Here is a 642-nt window from a genome sequence, read left to right on the forward strand (position 1 = left end):
CCCTCCCCAAGAATTCCAAGATCGGAAAGGGCAAGCACTTCCCCGCCAAGAGCGGTGCGAAGAACACGCGCACTTTCAAGATCTACCGCTGGAGTCCCGACGACGACAGCAACCCGCGTACCGACACGTACGAGATCGACCTGGACAGCTGCGGCCCGATGGTTCTGGACGCGCTGATCAAGATCAAGAACGAGRTCGATCCGACSCTGACCTTCCGTCGYTCSTGCCGCGAGGGCATCTGCGGTTCGTGCGCGATGAACATCGACGGCACCAACACGYTGGCCTGCACCCGCGCCATCGCCGACTGCGGCAAGGCCGAAGTGCCGATCTACCCGCTGCCGCACATGAGCGTGGTSAAGGATCTSGTYCCGGACMTGACSCACTTCTACGCGCARTACGCSTCGATCAAGCCGTGGMTSCGYACCCAGASCCCGMCGCCGYCGGAYCGCGAGCGCCTGCAGTCKCCGGMMGACCGCAAGAAGCTCGACGGCCTSTACGARTGCATCCTGTGCGCRTGCTGCTCSACSASSTGCCCSAGCTACTGGTGGAACGGCGAGCGTTACCTGGGCCCGGCGATCCTGCTGCAGGCCTACCGCTGGATCGTCGACTCGCGCGATGAAGACACCGGTGCGCGCCTGGACG

The 642-nt window shown here is 64.2% G+C and carries 1 protein-coding gene; it reads left to right on the forward strand.

What is annotated here, in order from left to right; genetic code table 11:
• A partial coding sequence (locus ACXJKJ_RS30890) for a succinate dehydrogenase iron-sulfur subunit (RefSeq protein ID WP_457395351.1) occupies nt 1–642 on the forward strand: 642 nt, incomplete at both ends.

The sequence above is a fragment of the Roseateles sp. P5_E1 genome (assembly GCF_054049335.1).